Annotated in this window: 3 protein-coding genes; all 3 read left to right on the forward strand. The window is 50.0% G+C overall.

Annotated features, from left to right (window positions below):
* Positions 1–80 precede the first annotated feature (80 nt).
* From I2G40_RS09470 to I2G40_RS09480, 3 genes are read left to right on the forward strand one after another with little or no spacing between them, the layout of a single operon-like run.
* Positions 81–1,136 (forward strand): IS1595 family transposase, encoded by a 1,056-nt coding sequence (locus I2G40_RS09470; protein ID WP_229090751.1) that lies wholly within the window; start codon positions 81–83, stop codon positions 1,134–1,136.
* 48 nt (positions 1,137–1,184) lie between these two features.
* Positions 1,185–1,364, forward strand: a complete 180-nt coding sequence (locus I2G40_RS09475; RefSeq protein WP_195544911.1) for a type II toxin-antitoxin system RelB/DinJ family antitoxin — start codon at positions 1,185–1,187, stop codon at positions 1,362–1,364.
* Positions 1,357–4,074 (forward strand): N-6 DNA methylase, encoded by a 2,718-nt coding sequence (locus I2G40_RS09480; protein WP_195544912.1) that lies wholly within the window; start codon positions 1,357–1,359, stop codon positions 4,072–4,074. The genes I2G40_RS09475 and I2G40_RS09480 overlap by 8 nt, the downstream gene beginning before the upstream one ends.
* Positions 4,075–4,165: the final 91 nt, after the last annotated feature.

Raw genomic sequence — 4,165 nt, forward strand, 5'->3', positions numbered from 1 at the left:
GGCTCTGTTAGACCAGAATTGACATATAGGTGATGCCACCGTGGTATAATGAAACCAGCAACCACGGCATTGGAGCAGGTATGAACGCCGAGGATCTGGTCATCACCCTCAAGAAGAATATGGCGAAGCTCAGCAAGTCCGAGCGCCGCCGTGCAATCGAGTCGGTACGCGATATCATCCGTGCCGCCATGTTCGACGATGCAGCAGGAAGCGGCTACGCGATGGAGCGCTGCCCACGTTGCGGCTCGGTCGCTATCGTCAAGAAGGGCAAGTCCAGGAACGGTGAGCAGCGCTACCTCTGCCGCGACTGCGGCAGGACGTTCTCAGGCTCCACCGACCGGATTCTCGGCACGAGCAAACTGCCCCGCGAGACCTGGATGGCCTATGCCGAGTGCTTCGTCCTCATGCTCCCGCTACGCGAGTGTGCCGGCCGCTGCGGCGTCTGCCTCAAGACCGCCTATACCATGCGCCACAGGCTCATCGAGTGCCTGAAGGGGTATTCTCCCGAGTTCCGCGTCGGGCAGGGGCAGGCCTGCGAACTCGACGAGACGTACTTCCCCGAATCCTTCAAGGGCAACCATTCAAAGGGCTCCTTCACCCTGCCGAGAAAGGCACGCCATCGCGGCAAACAGGTCCACAAGCGCGGCCTCTCTCGTGAGCAGATCTGCGTCATGACGGGCATCAGCGACACGAATGCCACCTTCTTCGAGGTCTCGGGGCGAGGCGTGGTCTCGCGCAAGCGTGCGGCGGAAGCCCTTCGCGACCGTATTGGCGCGGGCGCGGTCGTCGCCACGGACAAGGCGACCGCATACATCGATGTGTTGTGCGACTTGAAGGTTGCCTCGCATGAGTCCTATGATTCCAGGGACCGCTCGGAGGGCACCATCAACCGCATCAACACCGTCCATTCGCTCCTCGACTCGTTCATGGCGCGTTTCAAGGGCGTGTCCACCAAACACCTCGGCGCCTATCTCGACTGGTTCCGCTGGTGCCGCACCTTCATGGCGACCGACTCCCGCCGCGCGGAGTCCACGGTCGCACGTCAGCTCGCCAACGGCACCTGCGCGATCCGCATCCGTGACATGTTCAACGTCCTGCCGCCCTATATGGACTACTGGGTCTCGAGGGCGGCGTAGTCCGCTAAAATGGTGGCACCGTGGTATACACGAGAGATAGGAGCCGCCATGCCTTCGAACATACCAGCAACCACTATCAGGATCGAGCCGGAGGTGAAGAGGGAGGCATCCGCCATCCTCGATGAGCTCGGTCTGTCCATGTCCACAGCGATGAACATGTTTCTCCGAGCGGTGATCCGCGAGGGCGGCATGCCGTTTGAGATGAAGGTAAATAAAACGAATGAATAATAAGGCGAAAAAAGCAATCTGCAGAAAAGAAGATTTGGGAAATGAAGCATCTGTAGAGCAGTTTTTTGTAGACAGGCTTCTCAAACGCTTGGGCTGGTCAGACAGTCAAATTAAAACAAAGGAAAGCATTTCGGAACTCAGCGTAAACTTGGGCCGAAAAAAGATGCCTTATAAACCCGACTACGCTCTTTCGTATAGAAGAAAGGTGCGTTTTGTCATTGATGCCAAATCCACAAAGGAAAACCTAGATTCTTGGGTCGGACAATGCTCCAGCTATTGTCTTCTAATCAACCAGGGCTATAAAGACAATCCAGTCCAATACTTCGTTCTAACGAACGGTTTGAAAACTATGCTGTATAGATGGGATAGCGCAAAGCCCATTCTCACATTATCTCTATCTGATATGAATAATGGCTCCAAAGCCTTCGACACCTTAGCCGAATACCTGTCACCGCGTTCTTTTAACGCGACACATCCTGCTGGGCTCTCGAGCGAAATAGAGGAAGAGCGCATCGTCCTGAAGCAAATCGGACCTTCTGCGGTAAATAAACTATTCGGAAGCGCACATTCCTATATCTATAAGCACGAACATCTCAGTTACGGAGCCGCTTTCACTGAATTCGTGAAAGTGATTTTCCTAAAAATGACCTCCGATAAAGAAGCGCATGAATGTGACGAAGGATACGAAACGGATGAAGGCTATTCTGTACCGGTTTCACGAGCCAAATTTTCATCACAATGGATAAAAAAGGCCGAGGAAACGACTCCGAATCCCGTCAATACGATTCTTTTCGCTAAGTTGGTAAAGAACTTCGAGGATCTGATCGCTCAAAAAAAGAAGAAACGCATTTTTGAACCTAACGAGAAGATACGGTTGTCCGCCGGAACAATCAAAGAACTTGTTAAGCGATTTGAAGAAGTTGATCTCCATCTCATTGAAGACGACCTCAATGGCCGCATGTTCGAAACGTTTCTGAACGCAACTTTAAGAGGCAAGTCACTTGGGCAGTATTTTACGCCGAGAAGCATTGTTGATATCGCCGTTGGCCTTTCAGACCTGCATGTCGGAAGAAACGTCTCTGATTGCTCACAAATTATTGATGCATGCTGCGGCTCTGGCGGGTTCCTTATCGGAGCTCTAAATGGTATGTGGGGAAAAGTCGATTCCAACGCCTCTCTTTCTATGAAGGAGAAGCAGGAAATCAAGAAAAACATTGCTGAAAATTGCATATGGGGCATCGATGCAGCTAGGGACCCAGCTTTAGCACGCATTGCTCGTATGAATATGTTTCTTCATGGAGACGGTGGAAGTAAAATATTCCAGCTAGATTCCCTAGATAAGAATATCACCGTAGAAGAAGACGCCGATTCGCTTGAACTTAGAAGCGAGAAAAAGGAATTTCGAGATGCGATCTCTGGCCGTAATGGCTATTTCGATTTGGCGCTGACTAATCCACCGTTTGCTGCGGAGTATAAATGCTCCGAACCGTCTGACCTAGCCCTCCTCAAAGACTACTCCATCGCTCATCGCCCAGATGGAAATGGAATCTCGAGCTTGCGCGGAACTGTGCGTTCAAGCGTTCTATTCATTGAGCGCTACTACGATATTCTAAAACCAGGCGGTTCTTTAATTACCGTACTAGATGATGGAATACTTGGAGGTGAGGACACTTCTTACGTTAGGGATTGGATTAGAAGTCATTTCATCGTCAGGGCAGTTATATCGCTTCCAGGCGACGCATTCCAGCGCTCTCAGGCAAGAGTCAAGACGTCACTGCTCTTCTTGCAGAAGAAGATAGAAGCCGCCCAAGAGCAGCCTCGAATCTATATGCGGTACTGCTCGTATGTGGGGCTAGATAGTCCCAACAGAGAGCGAGTTCTTCCGTCTGATGCAATTACGGCGCAAAAGGCGAAAGAGGAAATCACCGATATCGTTAATGGATATAAAGCATTTTTAGATGGTGATCCTGAAATTGCTCGACTTTATTCAGTCGATCCAAAACGCATAGAAAACCGGATGGATGTTAAAGCGACTCTTCTCGTTGCGGGCAGAAACGTCGAAAAATGGAGCGAACGGGGTTTTAAGGTACGCGCCGCCAAAGACATCGCTGAACCCATCTGGACTTCCGGTGCCGCCTGTGAGAACCGAGTTGGTGACCTCTTTTATACCAGAGGGGATAACAAGAGGAAGAAAGTTACCTTTGCAGTAGTTAAGTATGACGGAACGATTGCTGCGGGTGATGAATCTTACGCAGAGGATGTTAGCTATGAGTCGCTATTTAAGCTAAAGAAGGACGATATCGTTCTAAGTAATATCAATGCTGTTAATGGTGCTGTTGCCGTTGTTGATTCGAAAACAGCTGGTTTATACGTATCTTCTGAATATACCGTTATCCAGCCAAAAGACCCGTTGACCGTTTATGCGCTATGGTCGCTAATCAGATCTGATACCGCGCGTTCAGATCTGATATTGCTTTCCACGGGTATTGGAAGGACGCGAATTTCTTGGGATATCCTTAGCGAGCTAAAGCTACCAGTTCCTAGTCTAGAATCGATGCAAGTTATTCAAGAAAGAATGGAAGAGCTAGCTGAAACCCGAAAGAAAGCGGCGGCGCTTCTTGAAGAGGTCAGCCAACTGGTTAACATTGATATCTGTAATTCAGATGAGCGCGCTTTATCAGTTTTGACCGCATTCAAACCTCCAAAATAGACTAATGCCCGGGAGCAAATTCAAATTGCTCCCGGGCATTATCGTCCTAAATCGGAAAAAAGCTATATGTCAATTTTGGTCTAACAGAGCC

Source organism: Collinsella aerofaciens (assembly GCF_015558785.1).
Taxonomy (GTDB): domain Bacteria; phylum Actinomycetota; class Coriobacteriia; order Coriobacteriales; family Coriobacteriaceae; genus Collinsella; species Collinsella aerofaciens_P.

Bases quoted from the DNA above. Each gene is read 5' to 3' on its own strand.
- I2G40_RS09475 (WP_195544911.1), top strand. From the start codon at position 1,185: ATGCCTTCGAACATACCAGCAACCACTATCAGGATCGAGCCGGAGGTG.
- I2G40_RS09480 (WP_195544912.1), top strand. From the start codon at position 1,357: ATGAATAATAAGGCGAAAAAAGCAATCTGCAGAAAAGAAGATTTGGGA.
- I2G40_RS09470 (WP_229090751.1), top strand. From the start codon at position 81: ATGAACGCCGAGGATCTGGTCATCACCCTCAAGAAGAATATGGCGAAG.